This is a genomic window from Sporolactobacillus terrae DSM 11697, from assembly GCF_000648615.1.
Classification (GTDB): domain Bacteria; phylum Bacillota; class Bacilli; order Bacillales; family Sporolactobacillaceae; genus Sporolactobacillus; species Sporolactobacillus terrae.
The window spans coordinates 25,259-41,254 of the sequence record NZ_JFZC01000012.1; the positions used below are offsets into that span (position 1 = coordinate 25,259).

The 15,996-nt window shown below is 44.9% G+C and carries 15 protein-coding genes; 13 read left to right on the forward strand and 2 right to left on the reverse strand.

Annotated elements, in window-relative coordinates; all coding sequences use genetic code 11:
- Nucleotides 1-11: 11 nt before the first annotated feature.
- From AA84_RS0101815 to AA84_RS0101875, 13 genes are all read left to right on the forward strand, one after another.
- Nucleotides 12-1,217 carry a cystathionine gamma-synthase family protein gene (locus tag AA84_RS0101815; protein ID WP_028975781.1) on the forward strand — a complete coding sequence of 402 codons (1,206 nt, stop codon included), beginning with the start codon at nt 12-14 and terminating at the stop codon, nt 1,215-1,217.
- An 11-nt stretch (nt 1,218-1,228) separates the two neighbouring features.
- A complete protein-coding gene (locus AA84_RS16840) occupies nt 1,229-2,464 on the forward strand; it encodes a M20 metallopeptidase family protein (protein WP_081791700.1) in 1,236 nt (411 codons plus the stop codon).
- Between the two features lie 89 nt (nt 2,465-2,553).
- Complete coding sequence (ehuB, locus tag AA84_RS0101825; RefSeq protein WP_028975782.1) at nt 2,554-3,435, forward strand: ectoine/hydroxyectoine ABC transporter substrate-binding protein EhuB; 882 nt, start codon at nt 2,554-2,556, stop codon at nt 3,433-3,435.
- Nucleotides 3,436-3,685: 250 nt separating this feature from the next.
- Nucleotides 3,686-4,333: an ectoine/hydroxyectoine ABC transporter permease subunit EhuC gene (ehuC, locus tag AA84_RS0101830; RefSeq protein ID WP_051577756.1), complete on the forward strand. Its 648-nt coding sequence runs from the start codon at nt 3,686-3,688 to the stop codon at nt 4,331-4,333.
- A gap of 3 nt (nt 4,334-4,336) precedes the next feature.
- On the forward strand, nt 4,337-5,002 hold the full coding sequence (gene ehuD, locus AA84_RS0101835) for an ectoine/hydroxyectoine ABC transporter permease subunit EhuD (protein WP_028975784.1): 666 nt from the start codon (nt 4,337-4,339) through the stop codon (nt 5,000-5,002).
- A gap of 21 nt (nt 5,003-5,023) precedes the next feature.
- Nucleotides 5,024-5,824, forward strand: a complete 801-nt coding sequence (gene ehuA, locus AA84_RS0101840; RefSeq protein ID WP_201770035.1) for an ectoine/hydroxyectoine ABC transporter ATP-binding protein EhuA — start codon at nt 5,024-5,026, stop codon at nt 5,822-5,824.
- Between the two features lie 255 nt (nt 5,825-6,079).
- Entirely contained in the window at nt 6,080-6,586 is a 507-nt protein-coding gene (locus tag AA84_RS0101845) for a DUF3189 family protein (protein WP_028975786.1), read from the forward strand.
- A 199-nt stretch (nt 6,587-6,785) separates the two neighbouring features.
- A complete protein-coding gene (locus AA84_RS0101850; RefSeq protein WP_028975787.1) occupies nt 6,786-7,787 on the forward strand; it encodes a BglG family transcription antiterminator in 1,002 nt (333 codons plus the stop codon).
- The gene (locus AA84_RS0101855) at nt 7,784-8,890 is read left to right on the forward strand and encodes a BglG family transcription antiterminator (RefSeq protein WP_236628049.1); all 1,107 of its coding nucleotides are present in this window, start codon (nt 7,784-7,786) and stop codon (nt 8,888-8,890) included. Before AA84_RS0101850 ends, AA84_RS0101855 begins: the two co-directional genes overlap by 4 nt.
- Nucleotides 8,887-9,183 (forward strand): PTS sugar transporter subunit IIB, encoded by a 297-nt coding sequence (locus AA84_RS0101860; RefSeq protein WP_028975789.1) that lies wholly within the window; start codon nt 8,887-8,889, stop codon nt 9,181-9,183. The genes AA84_RS0101855 and AA84_RS0101860 overlap by 4 nt, the downstream gene beginning before the upstream one ends.
- A gap of 65 nt (nt 9,184-9,248) precedes the next feature.
- The gene (locus tag AA84_RS0101865) at nt 9,249-10,598 is read left to right on the forward strand and encodes a PTS ascorbate transporter subunit IIC (RefSeq protein ID WP_037562681.1); all 1,350 of its coding nucleotides are present in this window, start codon (nt 9,249-9,251) and stop codon (nt 10,596-10,598) included.
- Between the two features lie 53 nt (nt 10,599-10,651).
- Nucleotides 10,652-12,673, forward strand: a complete 2,022-nt coding sequence (gene tkt, locus AA84_RS16845) for a transketolase (RefSeq protein ID WP_051577757.1) — start codon at nt 10,652-10,654, stop codon at nt 12,671-12,673.
- Nucleotides 12,655-13,371 carry a transaldolase gene (locus AA84_RS0101875; RefSeq protein ID WP_201770036.1) on the forward strand — a complete coding sequence of 239 codons (717 nt, stop codon included), beginning with the start codon at nt 12,655-12,657 and terminating at the stop codon, nt 13,369-13,371. Before tkt ends, AA84_RS0101875 begins: the two co-directional genes overlap by 19 nt.
- A 69-nt stretch (nt 13,372-13,440) precedes the next feature.
- On the opposite strand, the gene AA84_RS0101880 is transcribed toward AA84_RS0101875, so the two are convergent.
- Nucleotides 13,441-14,949, reverse strand: a complete 1,509-nt coding sequence (locus AA84_RS0101880) for a zinc ribbon domain-containing protein (protein WP_028975792.1) — start codon at nt 14,947-14,949, stop codon at nt 13,441-13,443.
- Between the two features lie 39 nt (nt 14,950-14,988).
- Entirely contained in the window at nt 14,989-15,765 is a 777-nt protein-coding gene (locus AA84_RS0101885; RefSeq protein WP_028975793.1) for a zinc ribbon domain-containing protein, read from the reverse strand.
- Nucleotides 15,766-15,996: the final 231 nt, after the last annotated feature.

Genomic DNA, 15,996 nt, shown 5'->3' on the forward strand with positions numbered 1-15,996 from the left:
GAGCGATTTTAGTGAATGAGAGAAAAACGGGAGTAGGCACAAAGACCGTTTGGGCCGGCGAAAAGGAGGTGCTCGTTCATCATGCGACCCAAGTGCCGGTGATCGTCAGTGTTGCGTATAATTACGATGACATGGACGAGTGGTACGACGTGGCGATCGGCAATAAGCCGGGACATATCTACGGCCGCAATACCAACCCCACCGTTCAAGCTTTTGAGGATAAGCTGAAAGCACTTGAAGGGGCGGAGGACGCAACCAGCTTTACGACCGGAATGGCGGCAATCAGCAATACCCTCTACACCTTTTTGAAGCCGGGTGATCGGGTGGTTTCCATCAAGGATACTTATGGTGGCACCAATAAAATTTTCACAGAATTTCTTCCTAAAATTGGTGTGGACGTTGCACTGTGCACGACAGGCGATCATGAATCGATCGAGACCGAAGTAGCGAAAGGGTGCACGATTCTCTACCTTGAGACGCCGACGAATCCGACGGTGAAAATCACTGATATTGAAAGAATGGCAAAAGTTGGGCATCAGGCAGGAGCACTGGTTGTCGTTGATAATACATTTGCAACACCGATTCTCCAGCATCCACTTGATCTTGGGGCGGACTTGGTCTTGCACAGTGCGACGAAATTTCTTGGCGGACATGCCGATGCACTAGGCGGAATTGTTTGCGGTGCAAAAACGCTGGTGCGTCAAATCTATCATTATCGAGAAATTAATGGGGCTTCGCTTGATCCGTGGTCGGCCTATCTATTACTTCGCGGGATGAAGACCTTAAAATTGCGTGTGCTGCAGCAAACAAAGAGTGCAATGGCGCTTGCCAAGTACTTGAAGACTCAGCCCGCGGTTGATCATGTGTATTATCCCGGACTTGAATCACATCTGCATCACGACATTGCTACGAAACAAATGGAAGGATACGGCGCAATGCTCAGCTTTTCATTGAAAGACGGTATGGAAGCCGTGAAGACGCTGCTCCCAGCTCTGAAATTTGCTCATCGTGCTGCAAATCTTGGTGCGGTCGAGACAACCTATGGTCCTGCACGAACCACGAGTCATGTTGAATGTAGCGCTGAGGAACGCAAGGCAATGGGGATTCCGGATGGACTGATTCGCATTTCCGTAGGGATTGAAGATACGGAGGATCTTATTGATGACCTCACACAGGCGTTTGAGAAACTGGAGTACTGTCAATCCATGACACGCTAAGGAGTGATTGCATGAATGATCAATGGATCACGGACCATGCAAAGGCCTATTTTCAAAAGACCATCATCTATCGAAGACAGCTGCATCAGCATCCGGAATTGAGCTTTCATGAAGAAAACACCGCTGCATATCTCGAAGCGGAATTAGCTAAAATGCCGGGGATGCGTGTGAAAACGGGGATTGGTTTGGAAACAGCGGTCATTGCGACGATCCGTGGCGGCGATGGACCGACCATCGGTGTTCGTGCCGACATGGATGCACTGCCAATCAGTGAGGCGAATCAATGCCTGTATCGCTCGCAAAATGAAGGGGTGATGCATGCATGTGGGCATGATGCTCACATGGCGATTGCGCTCTCAGTTGCTCATTTAATGAGTGAACGATGGCAGCGCGGCGAACTGACCGGCACGGTGCGTTTTCTCTTCCAGCCCGCTGAAGAGACGACCGACCGTTTTGGAAAGACTGGCGGACACTATTTGGCAGCATCCGGAGTGCTGGATTCGCTTGATGCTTTGTTTGCACTTCATGTGATGCCGGAGTATCCGCTCGGCGTCGTTCTTGTTCCCGACGGGTACTGTACGGCCAATGTTGATGAGTTTACAGCCATTATTAAAGGAAAGGGTGGACACGGCGCTTATCCGCATCTCAGCAATGATCCGATCTGGATGCTCGGCTCTGTGCTGCAGGCGCTTCAAGGTATTGTATCGAGGAAAACGTCACCGCTTGAGCCGGCGGTTGTCAGTGTTTGCCATGTAGCTGCCGGCGACGGGAAAACGAATAATGTCATTCCATCAGAAGCGCGGCTTCAAGGAACCTTCCGCAGTTACTCGCCGGAAGTGCGCGCGCAACTTGTTCAGCAGTTTGAATCGGTGCTTTCGATCGTGAAACCACTCGGAGGCGACTATCAGCTGTTGATCAATCACGGAGAGCCTTCGGTGTATAATCATCAGTCGTTGACGCCAATTATGAAGCGTGCGATTGGCAGACTGCTTCCTGAAGTGTGCATACGACCGGATACATTTGGTCTGGGCGGTGAAGATTTTGCCCATATGGCGGCTCGGGTTCCCTCTGCAATGTTTTTCTTAGGCTGTGCCACAGAAGATGGGGTGAAACGAGATTTGCACGCGCCGATCTTTGATCTTAATGAAAACAGCCTGCTGATCGGTGTGACTGCATTTGCCGGTACGATTCTTGAGTGCTTGCATCATCCGGAACAAATGCCGGATAAAAAACAGACAACTTGCTGAACCATGGGTGCGATGTAGATCTGTTCCTATGAAAAAAATCAGATTATTTTTGCTATTACCTCTATTCCAATTCGAAGGAGCGTGTTCCTATGAAAAAATTAATCATTGTGATACTTGGTGTATTGATGGTCATTGGGCTTGTTGGGTGTGGAAACGCAGATAAGAATTCGTCCGGTGCAAAAGGGGAAACAACCTTTGAGAAGGCAAAAAAAGCAGGACGGATTACGGTAGGATTTGCTAATGAAAAGCCGTATGCCTATGCAACGACCGATGGAAAATTAAAAGGCGAAGCTGTAGAAGTGGCCAAGACAATCTTAAAACGACTCGGGATTAAAGAAGTGGATGGGGTACTGACTCAATTTGGCTCATTAATTCCAGGACTTAAAGCAAAACGTTTTGATATGATCACAGCCGGAATGTACATCACGCCTGAACGAGCCAAAGAAGTTGATTTTGCTAATCCGGACTACAGCATTGCTGAAGCCATTGCGGTCAAAAAAGGCAATCCGAAAAACATCAAAAGTTATGCAGATATTAAGAAAAATAAAAACGCAACGATCGGTGTAATGGGCGGAGCGGCAGAACAAAAATATCTGACTGCTTCAGGTGTAAGTACGCGTCAAATCAAAATTTTCAATGATAATCCGAGTGCGCTGTCTGCGCTTGAATCCGGACGTGTCGATGTGATTACCATGACCGGACCGTCATTAAAAGCGGTGCTTGATGCTTCAAAGTCCAACAAGGTTGAGAAAGTCGAAGATTTCAAGCAGCCTACGATTGACGGTAAGAGTGTGCGAAGCTATGGGGCTAGTGTATTCCGTAAAGGCGATGATGATTTCAAAGAAGCATTTAATAAAGAGTTGGAAAAAATGAAACAGAGCGGCGAATTGCTCAAAATCTTGAAAAAATATGGTTTTACCGAGGATGAACTTCCGGGGGATGCGACGCTAGAAGATGTCCTTAACCATTAATAGCGATCGTCATGATGAAAGCAAGGATGAATGATCGAAAGAGAGAGAACCTTTCTCTCTTTCTGTCGTATTTATTAATCTTTGAAAAGAAGGGCTTGGGTTGACGCATTTTATATCGTTTGAGGATGAGCGATATTCATAGCGACGGTTCGATCATCTTGGCGATGAACTTATAGGAAAATAGGTGCATTGCTCATCCTTGTGAAGACATTCAGCTCAGTTTATTCATTCAAAGCAAGGAGTGAAACATGTGGTCTCAAACATCGCTATCTTTAATAGTCTGCTCAAAGGACTAGCCGTGACGCTGCAGGTTCTGGGTTATTCGGTCATTCTAGCTTTGGGATTATCTTTTATTTTCGGCTTTTTGAGCCTCAGTAAATGGAAAATGGCTAAGATCGTCTCACATCTTTATATTGAAATTTTTCGCGGGACTTCACTGCTCGTGCAATTGTTTTGGCTTTATTTCAGTTTGCCGATTCTAGGGATTCAGCTGCCTGCGATGCTGGTCGGCGTGCTTGGCCTGGGGCTGAACTATGGCGCATACGGTGCGGTCGTGGTGAAAACCTCGATTCAAGCCGTTCCGAAAGGGCAGTTTGAAGCGTCTGTCGCCCTTAACATGTCGCCGTTCCGGCGGATGCGTTCGGTTATACTGCCTCAAGCGTTTCTGATCATGCTGCCGACATTCAGCAATTTGACTATTGAACTATTAAAAGGGACGTCGCTTGTTTCACTGGTTACTTTATCCGACCTCACCTTTCAGGCGATGGCCCTCCGTTCGGCTACAATGGAGACCGTAAAAATTTTTACTATACTGCTCATTCTTTATTTTATTGTTGCCTATCCGATTACGTTGGCGTTTCGTTGGCTTGAGAAAAAATTGTCCGTGGGGAGGGGTTAAGCGATGTGGAGCTGGGATTTTGCATTTTCGATTTTACCGCAACTGTTGCAGGCGATGGTTGTGACGATTGAAGCGACGATTGTCGGTTTTGTGATTGCAGCATTGCTCGGGTTATTATGGACGCTTTGCAAACGTTCGCCTTTTACACCTTTGCGTATTGCCGTCAATGCTTTTGTTGAATTCATTAAGAGTACACCGCTTCTGGTTCAATTGTACTTTATCTTCTTTGTCTTTCCAGCGTTCGGCGTGTCCTTATCCCCTTTTTTGGCGGGTGTGCTCGGCCTTGGACTGCATTACAGTACCTATTTAACGGAGGTATTTCGAACAGGGATCGACGCGATACCGAAAGGACAGTGGGAAGCCGGCTCTGCTTTGAACTTTTCCAGAGTGAAAATATGGACGCAGATCATTATGCCGCAGGCGATTCCGCCGATCATCCCGATGCTGGGCAACTACTTCATTGTTATGTTTAAAGAAACACCGCTGCTGTCGGCAATATCCCTTGTTGAGATGGTACAAACGGCTCAAATGATTGGTTCGGCCTCCTTCCGATATGTCGAGGCGTTTACTGATGTCGGCATTATTTTTCTAGTGCTGAGTTATCCGGCTTCGTTGATTGTGGGGGTAATCAATAAGCGAATCAAGCAGCGTTTCGGTCAGTCCATTTAATGAAAAGGAGGAATGGTTCTCATGAATGAACACGTAGCGGGCGAACCATTAGTTAAATACCGTAATATCGGCAAAAGGTTTGGGGCAACAGAAGTGCTCAGTGACATTAACTTTGATATATATCCGGGCGAGAAGGTCGCCATGATTGGACCGAGCGGATCGGGAAAAACGACGCTTGCCCGCATGCTGATGACTTTGGAAAAACCATCGAAAGGAACGATTGAAGTCGGCGGAGAACTGTTGTGGCACCGCAACGTTAATGGGCGGCTTATGGAAGCTAACGCGAGTCATTTGCGCAAAGTTCGCGGGCAAATTGGCATGGTGTTTCAACACTTTAATCTTTTTCCGCATATGACGATTTTGCGCAACATTATGGAGGCGCAGGTTCATGTACTGGGCAGAACAAAGCAGGAGGCCAAGGAGCAAGCCGTCAAGCTGCTGAAAAAAGTAGGTTTAGCTGACAAATGCAAGGCCTACCCGGCGCAACTATCAGGGGGGCAGCAGCAGCGCGTTGCTATGGCTCGCGCACTTGTCATGAAACCGAAAATCATGCTGTTTGACGAAGTTACATCGGCGCTCGATCCAGAACTCGTTGAGGAAGTATTGGGCGTGATTCGTGAGATCGCTGAAGAAGAGGAGATGGCGATGCTGCTCATCACTCACGAAATGGCGTTCGCACGTGATATTGCTGATCGTGTTGTCTTCATGGCGGATGGTCAGATCGTCGAGCAGGGAGCACCGGAACAACTTTTCAATCAACCGAAACATCAACGGACCATGAACTTTCTCAGCCGTTTTTCCGCGCAATCACAGAGTGTTTAAGGCAACTTTGCATTGGATGGCGCGGATTTCGTTTGGTTCGCTTAGCGCATATAAAGGTTAAAAACCTCCACCTAAGTTCGCAGGTGGATGTTTTGTTAGGGTGAGAAGGTTTATTGTTGTGAAGCCGTTGATACTCAGTACGGAAACGATCGGATAAGAACAGTACGAGGCACGGCGTCTAGGTATCGATTAATTGCACCGATTCATGGCAATAATCAATGAAGAATTGAAATTGATCAATGAGAAGGTGTTCGGGTGATTTATATCTATAATGATTTCGGCGGCACTCACACCACATCACTTGCGGCAGCCTATCATCTGAATTTGATTCCAGATGATCGGAAACTGACCTCCCAAGAAATTCTTGAAGTGCCGTATTTCAATCAATTGAATGCATCGGATATGGGAAAATTCATCTTTCATGGTGTGGATAAGGAAGGAAATGCCGTTTATACGGTTGGGCGCGGTCCGGGAAAGCATGTGCTTCCAGCGATGACTCACTTAGCCGAACTGCTTGCAGAAAAGTATCATGGCGATGAAAAGATTATTTTCTCAAATACATCCCCGACGGTTCCGTTTGCGATGACCATGGGGGGCCTATGTTCGCGCTGGATGCACATCGATTTTATCGGCGTGCCTTTGCTCACGTTCGGCGCAAAGCAGTGCTGGAAAGATCTCATTAAACTGGTTGCCTATACGAAGAAGGCCGGGCGTACCTCGCAAAAGAAAGTCACCGTGCTGGAGAATAAGGGGTTTAAGTAACCCATGAAACGGCACAATGAATTGAATACGTCGACCAACCCCCCTCCTTAAGGTCAGATGAAATCTGATGCTTCAGGAGGGGGGTTTTTATTTTACACGCATTGCGGGGCCCAATCGTGCATAAACTTCTTTGCACTGATTGCGCTTTCTTTGAAAGCACGAAGGTGTATTATTGAGAACGAAAAGGGGAGAGAAAGGGTTGAGTAAAAATGTAAGCGCTAATAAAAAAGAGTTGGTTCTACACTATTTGCTTGATCATGAGGGGTATTTGTCTACTCAAGCGATCACGCAGAAATTCAAAATTTCACCGAGAACTTTGTATTACATTTTTGATGCGATTAATCACGATTTGATGAAACAAGACTTAGAGCCTATTCAAAATGTACGACGTGCTGGCTACTATTTAAAACGAAACACGAAGCTGAAACTTCGAGAGAATCCGCATGCTGATCCAGAGCCAATCATCAATTTTTCAAAAGATGAGCGGTGTATCATTGATCCTTTTCTTTGCTTAATCAGTACGAAGAAAGTGACCGTAGACCAATTGGCCGAGGTGCAGAATGTTTCAAGAAATACCGTACTGTCTGATATTCAATGGGTCAGAAAAAAATTAGAGAAATACAAGCTGACATTAACGAGTACGACGAGTAAAGGATACAACGTTTCTGGAAACGAAGCGGACATTCGATGGTGGTTTTATGAACTGATTGAAAATCATTTGGCATTCTTTAAACAGTTAAAGAAAAATACAACGGCACTCATGGTCGAAGAATTTGTTAAACTCGAGCGGAATGTGACAGTAACGTTTGAATGGATCGAAGATGTTGAACGTTTGACCGGCAAACATTTTTCTGATGATACGCTTCATGTTCTGACTTTTTTTATCCCCTTTGTTATGTCTCGACTTGCAAATGGCAATGTGATGTCTTCTGCTGAATGCTACGAAGCAAATGTTCTTCGGAATGATCCGGAATATCCAATGATCCACCAATTATTTAACCGATACGGCAGAAATGCGGCGCACTATGAAGGGGATGTGTTTTATCTTGAAGCTCTGCTGCTGAGCAGCCAAATCAATTATATCAGTTCGGAATCGAATGACGCGCCGCAACGATTCATTGGCTTAGAAAATGAAGTTGAAGAAGTCTTAAACGCTTTCAATACATTTCGGGTATGCGTTTTGAAAACACAGAGGAATTGAAGAAAAACTTGTATCTGCATCTGCTCGCCTGTTACTACCGCGTGAAGTATGGGGTGAACTATAAAAACAGATGGTTAAAACAAATAAAGAAGAATTACAGTGATGTCTTTTCATTTACTAAGTTTTCGATTGTATCCTTTGCAGATTTCTGCGAGCGCCCAATAAGTGAAGATGAAATTGCGCTGATTTCATTATACTTTGGCGCAGAGATCGACCGATTGAATCGAAATAAAGGAGACACTGCTCCGGCACATAAAGTACTTCTTGTATGCAGCAGCGGGGTTGGAACGGCAAGCATTTTGAAACAGAAACTGCAATCGATGTTTCCATTTGTCAGCTTTGAAGGTCCGATTACGGAACGCGCTTATATGAAGCGGTCGGAAGTAAAGGAAAGTATTGTCATTTCAACGATTTCTCTTCCGATTAAAAATAAAAAAGTGATGCTCGTTCATGCCCTTCCGGATCAACACGATTTAAAAATTTTATCTGATGCGCTTGTTCCATTTGATATGGGGTGCAATCAATTGGTCGCCTCCATATTGGATGTTGTGTGTGACTATGCAAAAGTGACGGACTTCGCTGGATTAGAAGAGGGCCTCATTCAGCTGTTCAGTAATCCGGATCGCGATGCGAAAGGGGGTTATCAGCCAATGTTGAGTGAATTGCTGACGCGCGACACGGTACAAGTGGCTCAAAACCAGGGGATGAACTGGAAGCAAGCCATTCAAAAGAGTGCAGAACCGCTTTTGAAAAAAGGAAAGGTTACGTCGCAATACATTGACGCAATGATTGAAGTCGTTAACCAACATGGCCCGTTTATTAATATTGGCAAAGGGGTGGCGCTTGCTCATGCGCGTCCTGACAAAGGGGTGAATCATCTGAGTATGTCACTGCTTAAATTGGATAAACCGGTGGATTTGGTTGATCAGAATCACCCGGTAACCCTTTTCTTTACTTTAGCGGCTGTGGACAATACGGCACATTTGAAAGCGCTGTCGGAATTAGCTTCGCTTCTTGGCGAAGCGACTACGCTTGAGCAATTATTAAAGGCACAAACAAAAGAAGATCTTTTATCAATTATTGAAGAGGAGGAGAAAAAATGAAAATTGCAGCGGTGTGTGGATCAGGATTGGGTTCGAGCTTCATGATCGAATTAAATATCAAAACCATTTTAAATCAATTGGGGATAAGCGAGGATGTGCTTGAAGTGACGCACTTTGATATGGGGAGCGCAACGTCAGGTTCAGCGGATCATTTCTTTGTCGGTCAAGACTTAGCGGAGGCGGCAGAGAAATTGGGAAAAGAAAAGGTTACTGTACTGAACAGTATTATTGATAAAGCCGAATTAAAGGAAAAAGTGACTCAATTTCTAAAGGATCAGCACCTCTTGCCCTAAACGGTTCGCGCACCTTTGTGCTTATTATCGATGCAAAAATTTATCCAGATCGAGGGGGATTCACCGTGAAAGAGCTGTTAAGTATTTTGATTGATATTGCAAGTGCCCCTGCCTTATTAGTCGCGTTGATCGCTGTTTTAGGTCTTATCTTGCAGAAAAAATCAATCAGTACGATTACACTTGGCGGCATTAAAACGTTTGTCGGCTTTCTCGTTTTAACCGGAGGCGCGGGGATTGTTTTGAATGCATTGACCCCACTTGGTGAGATGTTCCAGCATGCATTTGCTGTACAGGGGGTTGTCCCGAATAATGAAGCCATTGTGGCTCTTGCACTGACGAAATACGGGACGCCGACCGCTTTAATTATGCTCGTCGGAATGATTGCCAATATCCTTATCGCTCGATTTACGCGATTTAAATATATCTATTTGACGGGCCATGCGACGCTGTATATGTCGTGTATGATCGCTGTAATCATGACCGTTTGTGGATTTACAACGGTTCCATTGATTCTTCTTGGCGGCTTGATGCTTGGTATGGCCAATGCACTATCCCCGGCAATTTTGCAACCGTTTATGAAAAAGATTACCGGAACGAATGAGGTTGCGCTTGGACATACCGGCGGTCTTGGCTATTTGATTTCAGCTTTAGTCGGAAAGGCGGTCGGTCACAACGGCAAGTCCACAGAAGATTTAAAAATTCCTAAAGGACTCTCCTTTTTACGTGATTCAACGGTTGCGATCACGATTACCATGGCGATGATCTATGTGATTCTAGCGCTGTTCACCGGGCAATCGTTCATCGAATCAAAATTAAGCACTGGCACCAACTATATTATCTATGCTTTTCAAATGGCCGGAACGTTTGCAGCAGGTGTTTATGTCATTTTGTCAGGAGTTCGTTTAATCTTAGGCGAAATCATTCCGGCGTTTAAAGGGATATCGGAGAAGCTTGTTCCGAATTCAAAACCTGCGCTTGACTGCCCAATTGTTTTTCCCTATGCACCTAATGCGGTGATCATTGGCTTTTTCTCCAGCTTTGTTGGCGGGATTGTCAGTATGTTCATCATGATTGCCCTGCATACCGTCATTATTTTGCCCGGTGTCGTTCCTCATTTTTTCTGCGGCGCTACGGCCGGAGTGTTCGGGAATGCGACCGGCGGCAGGAAAGGGGCAATTCTTGGTTCCTTTGTACACGGTATCCTGATCAGTTTCATGCCGCTCGCATTAATGCCGGTGCTCGGCAATCTTGGGTTTGCCAACTCCAGCTTCTCAGATACGGATTACGGTGCGGTGGGTATTTTCTTAGGAAGCTTAGGATCTATGGGCGGTGTCGCATTGATCACGACGGGCATTCTGGCTGTACTCGCACTGATGTTTGTTTTGAGCTTCTTCAAGAGAAAATCGACGGACTGATACGAAGCAGGGAATCGGTACAATAAAAGTTCTGAAAAAGGTGGCGGAAATTTATGTTTGATGAAACGGATCAGCTGAGTGTCGATGCCATTCGTGCACTAAGTATTGACTGCATTGAGCACGCGAAGTCCGGACATCCGGGCATGCCGCTTGGCGCGGCGCCAATGGCTTATGTGTTGACGAAGCAAATGACTTTTAATCCAACCGACAGCCACTGGTTTAATCGTGATCGCTTTGTCTTGTCGGCGGGTCACGGATCAGCGCTCCTGTACAGCATGCTGCATTTAGCTGGTTTTCAAGTGTCGCTTGACGATCTGAAAAATTACCGAAGCCTGAACAGCAATACTCCAGGACATCCGGAATTTGGCGTGACCGAAGGCGTCGATGCAAGTACCGGACCACTTGGTCAAGGACTGGGCATGGCGGTTGGTATGGCGATGGCGGAGCAACATCTTGCTGCGCGGTATAACCGTCCCAACTTTCCGATCATCGATCATCATACGTTTGTGATTGCCGGTGACGGAGACCTAATGGAAGGCATTTCACATGAAGCGGGTGCATTAGCGGGACATCTTAAATTAAATCGATTAATTGTGCTCTATGATTCGAATGACAATTCATTAGATGGTCCGACAAAAAACACATTTACCGAGCGTATTAAAGAACGCTTTGAAGCATACGGATGGAATTATGACTTCGTTCCCGATGGTAATGATCTTGATGAAATCAATTTAGCTATTGAACGTGCCAAAGCCCAGAAAGAAAAGCCAACCCTTATTGAGATAAAAACGATTATTGGTTATGGTGCGCCAAATGCGGGAACGCATCGCGTACATGGCAACATTCTTGGGCCAAAGGGTGCATTAACGGCAAAGAAAAAGTATGGTTGGCATTACCCTGAATTTTTCATTCCGCAACACGTCTATGCGCGATTTAGCCAGTTTGGTATAACCGGGAAAAAGGCAGAAGAAAAATGGAAGCGCTTATTTTCGGACTATCAAAACCAATACCCACAACTTGCTGAGGAACTTGAAACAGCAATAAAAGGGGATTTGCCAAAAGGCTGGTCTGTAGACCTTCCTGTTTACGATGAAGGTGAAGCAGAGGCGGGAAGGACTACTGTTCATAAACTCATTCAGCACTTTGCTCAGAAGGTACCGTATTTTTGGGGCGGGTCTGCCGACTTGTTTGCGTCCAATAAAACAAATATTGCCGATCAAACGCTTTTTGCGCCAGAAACGCCTGAAGGTCGGAATATTTGGTTCGGTGTACGCGAATTTGGCGAAGCAGCGGCTGTGAATGGCATTGCACTCCATGGGGGAAGCAAAATTTACGCGAGTACCTTTTTCGTTTTCTCAGATTATATGCGCAATGCAATCCGTTTGGCTGCTCTGCAAAAAATTCCGGTAACCTACCTTTTTACCCATGATTCGATCGCATTGGGCCCGGATGGCCCAACCCACCAACCCATTGAGCATTTAGCCAGTTTCAGAGCGATGCCCGGCGTCGTTACTTTAAGACCGGGTGACCCGGTTGAAGCTGTTGAATCTTGGAAACTTGCGATGAGAAGCACCGATCATCCGACAATCCTCGCATTAACACGTCAAGACTTGCCGGTTTTAAGCGGAACAAAGCAGCGGGCACATCGAGGAGTGGCGCGCGGTGCCTATGTTCTTTCCCCTCAAACGGGTACAAAACCGGAGGGCATCTTGATTGCATCAGGTTCTGAATTGGGTTTAGCACTGCGTGCACAGGAACGTCTCGCAAAGTCAGGCACACCTGTTTCTGTTGTCTCAATGCCGAGTATGGAATTGTTTGAGCAGCAGTCCGAGGACTATAAAGAATCGATATTGCCTCGTGAGGTGACCTTGCGTATATCTATTGAAATGGGGTCAACGTTTGGCTGGGATCGCTATGTGGGTTTCGATGGTGCATGCATTGGAATTGATGGTTTTGGAGCAAGCGGAAATGCAGCTGAATTCATGCGGCTCAAAGGCTTTACCGTTGAAAATGTTGTGAGAACCTATCATGCGCTTAAAGAAAAGAGGTCATCGATTTGCCATTTAAAAAAATAGGAATTTATTCAGACGGTGCGGATATAGCCGACATGCGAAAAGTCGCGGTTCATGATTATGTGAAGGGATTTACGACGAATCCGTCCTTGATGAAAAGCGCAGGCGTTACAGATTATCTATCCTTTGCCCGCGATGTAGTCAAGGAATTTCCCAAGCATAGTATTTCATTTGAAGTCTTTGGCAATAGCTTTGAGACGATGAAGCAAGAAGCAAGAGTCATTGCGTCACTTGGCGAAAATGTAGCAGTCAAGATCCCGATCCTGACCCCAGATGAAAAAAGTACTGCTGAATTGATTCACGAACTGTCCGAAGAAGGCATTGCGATCAACGTTACCGCGATTACAACATCACAACAGGTACAAGAAGCGGTTGATGCCTTAACCGAAGGCAAGAAAAATATCATTTCCGTCTTTGCGGGAAGAATTGCGGATACAGGTGTCGATCCTTCGGCATTCGTTCGAGCGAGTCGAAAAATATGCGATACGAAAGATGGTGCCCAGCTCCTTTGGGCAAGCACCCGAGAAGTGCTAAATATTTTTCAGGCTCAGGACCTTGGTTGCGATATCATCACCGTTCCGCCGAGTATCCTATCAAAACTCGGGAATATCGGAAAAAGCGCGAAACAAGTCTCAATCGATACCGTAAAGAACTTTGAAGCAGATATTAAAACGCTCGGGTTTAGTATTCTTGACGATTGAATAACAGGAAAAGAGAAGCGGAGTGGAAACCGATTGTTTCCCACTCCGCTTTTTTAGTGAAGCTGCGAATTATTTTTCTGATTTGCCGTTAGTTTTATAACCGACAATTTTCAATTGTCCTGGGGCGGTGGGTTTCAATTGGTAGGTGGTTTTCAATGTGAAATCTTTATCGACCGCGTTGTCATCGTCATCATAATAGTATTCGTTCCAATCTTCAGTAACGTCAATAGTGAAAGTTTCAGAATCGGCAGCTGATATTTTCGTCACGTCAAAGGAACGAAGTGATTCGCTGATCTCTTTATCTTCAATCGCCGTGAGGTCTTTGAATGTGGATTGGCTAAAAGAAGTTCCGGTTTCGTAATAATCGGTCAGATAGTCGTTATCTTGCTCATTGACTGCGCTTGATAATGCATCATAATAGTCTTGAAAATAAGCGTCAAGTGTATTTTCGTTTTGTTCTCCATTCAGATCATCGCGATTCAGGGAATAGAAACCTTCTTCGGCAGCCGCTTCGAATATGAGATTAATACCGTCTGATTCGGCATCATCGATTGTCGTTGTTTCATCCTCATACTCCTCTGAATAATCATCCGACGATTCATCATCTGAAATGGAAATCGTATTTGATTTAATCGATTTCCCATTCACTGTGTACGTTGCATAAAAGGATGGCGTGTCTCCCTCTTTGTAAGGTCCTACATTGACCGCTTTATCAGATAGGATTTTACTCGCATCTTTGTCATCAATGAAAAGTTTTGCTCCTGGAAGATTAGTGGAAATTGCAACAAATGTCCCTGAAAAATCGATGGCGTTGTCCTCGTTAGACAGCATAGCTGCAGACTGTGATGTATTCATAGACTTGGATTGACCAATGATTGTGTAATAGCCAGGAATGACTCCGCTCAGTGTAATGGTTTCTGAATCATCGCTGTTTGCTTTGGTAGCGATTTTCATCTTACCGATGTTTTTAATGCCAACCTTCATTCCTTTTAAATTGGTGACAACTTTTGGATGGACATTGTTTGTCGTAATTTGATAGTTATCATAGATCAAATATTTCTTGCCTGATTTTTTTAACTGGTAGAGCGCATGACTCCCAGAAGGTTGTTTCCCGGAATGTTTTGCACTGCTTTCCATGGCACTCAGAGATTGTGAATAGATGCTCGGATTTTTATCGAAAAGCTGAAGCATTGCTTTTGCCTGTGCATCGGTAACTTTTGTATTTTCATTGGTGTGGATCATTTGTGCCAGTTGATGTGTTTTGTGATCGCGAACAGCATTGCGAAATGAATCGACGGTGCGCTGTGGGTCGGTGAATACTTTTCCCGTATAGTAAAAACCAATGATCAAAATGATAGCGATAATGACAGGAATGAGAACACTTTTCTTGATGGTAATGGATTTTTTGTCTGATTGTGTTTTATGATGTTTTTCAGGTGAAACCTGCGGAAGCGTTGGTGCAACCGCTCTCGTTGCTGCCGTTTGATCCTGTGCTGATTCTACGGAATGACCACAATGGGTGCAGAATTTTACGCCATCCGGAAGCAGCTGTCCGCATTGAGTACAATGCTTTGCCAAATTGACTAACCTTCTTTCTGTTTTTTAAACTGCTCTAAATTAGCTGTTCAGTAAGGTTGGAAGATTCATAAAGAGATTAACAATGTACGATTTCAGCGCAAAATAAATGATAACGGTGTAGACAACATGGCAGATCAGCGTGAGGTAAAAAGTATCAAGATGCGTTTTCTTGCTGAAGGAGAACATGGTCAAAAAGAACATGACTTGGATGCCGATGGATGCTAAGACTAGAAGAGCTAAGTAGATCTGTAAATTAAGATATGAGATGAAGAATAGTGCAAGTGAGAGTACCATTAGTGGTACGCTTAAGGATCCAAATCGCGCAATAATTGATTGATACGAGACCTCTGCGTGAGCAACTTTTAAGCATAAGAAGATGAGGAGTGCGTAAAAGGCGATACAGATGGCCAGCGTAAGCATCCCCTTAACCATTGCATCGAATCCCAATAGTTGTGCCTTTATTGGTGACACCGATCCAAACAATTCGCTTCCAATCCATCCACCAACGGTATGATAGAGTTGATTAATTGCGTTAACGATAGATATAGGAAGAAAAATACAGAGAAGAGCAAGAGAAAAAATACCATTTTTCAGGTGATCTTCGAAGGCATTTGGCGTTCTCAACGCACCTTTTACATAACTCCAAAAGTTTGCAAAGACGTCCGCGTTAATCGTAATTTCACCTTTTTTCGCTGCAGTCGCCGCCGATTCTTCTTGTGCGGCTTGCTCAGTGGATGCGGGATTAAGCGGGTGTCCGCAATGACCACAAAAAGCTGCATTGTTACCGTTTTCCTTGCCACAATGAACACATTTCATATGTATGCCTTCTTTCGTAGGATAATAGAATGGTCAAACGTTTGCTATTATACCATTATTTGCAGTTATTACAAAAGTTTTACAGAATAAAACGAGTTTTATTAGGATCAGAGAGTAAAAACATTTGTAATCTGAATGTGTTCATTGGTTTTATTTAATGGCAAAAAATCACAAAAAAGGTATTTTATAATGTTCTATTCTATCCCGATTCATAGAATTTGAGTGGTTTTT

What these genes read in the sequence shown, in the direction of transcription:
- AA84_RS16840 (WP_081791700.1), top strand. Translation starts at nt 1,229, where the DNA reads ATGAATGATCAATGGATCACGGACCATGCAAAGGCCTATTTTCAAAAG.
- ehuB (WP_028975782.1), top strand. Translation starts at nt 2,554, where the DNA reads ATGAAAAAATTAATCATTGTGATACTTGGTGTATTGATGGTCATTGGG.
- ehuD (WP_028975784.1), top strand. Translation starts at nt 4,337, where the DNA reads ATGTGGAGCTGGGATTTTGCATTTTCGATTTTACCGCAACTGTTGCAG.
- ehuA (WP_201770035.1), top strand. Translation starts at nt 5,024, where the DNA reads ATGAATGAACACGTAGCGGGCGAACCATTAGTTAAATACCGTAATATC.
- AA84_RS0101860 (WP_028975789.1), top strand. Translation starts at nt 8,887, where the DNA reads ATGAAAATTGCAGCGGTGTGTGGATCAGGATTGGGTTCGAGCTTCATG.
- tkt (WP_051577757.1), top strand. Translation starts at nt 10,652, where the DNA reads ATGTTTGATGAAACGGATCAGCTGAGTGTCGATGCCATTCGTGCACTA.
- AA84_RS0101885 (WP_028975793.1), bottom strand. Translation starts at nt 15,765, where the DNA reads ATGAAATGTGTTCATTGTGGCAAGGAAAACGGTAACAATGCAGCTTTT.